Source organism: Syntrophomonas wolfei subsp. methylbutyratica, assembly GCF_001570625.1.
Taxonomy (GTDB): Bacteria; Bacillota; Syntrophomonadia; order Syntrophomonadales; family Syntrophomonadaceae; genus Syntrophomonas; species Syntrophomonas methylbutyratica.
In genome coordinates this window covers 1-301 of record NZ_BBQT01000089.1, presented here as the reverse complement: position 1 = coordinate 301, position 301 = coordinate 1, and the positions used below count along the sequence as shown (strand labels likewise).

At 37.9% G+C, this 301-nt stretch carries 1 protein-coding gene; it reads left to right on the top strand.

The genetic code is table 11. The annotated features are described in order from the left end of the window. Positions 1 to 10 precede the first annotated feature (10 nt). A complete protein-coding gene (locus AWB54_RS16465) occupies positions 11 to 169 on the top strand; it encodes an AAA family ATPase (protein WP_268873659.1) in 159 nt (52 codons plus the stop codon). The last annotated feature ends 132 nt before the right edge of the window (positions 170 to 301 follow it).

The window sequence follows — 301 nt, the reverse complement described above, 5'->3', positions numbered from 1 at the left end:
GATTGGTTCCATGTATTATGAGCGCCGGGTTACACCTGTTATCATTTTAGATGAGATTCACATGGCTTCCAACAAGCTGCTAGAGGATTTACGGATAATTTTTAATTTCAATATGGACTCAGAAAATACATTCATCTTAATCCTGGCGGGACAATTATCTGACTTCTGAGATAATTGTCCATATCCCAGCAATTATTTTATCCACCATAATTCTTCTGAAGTGTTGTAACTCCGAGGAATCTGCTTTAGACTCCTCGGATAATTTCTGATGACAAAACTATCTGTATAGGAATGGCATCGC

Bases quoted from the DNA above. Each gene is read 5' to 3' on its own strand.
- AWB54_RS16465 (WP_268873659.1), top strand. From the start codon at position 11: ATGTATTATGAGCGCCGGGTTACACCTGTTATCATTTTAGATGAGATT.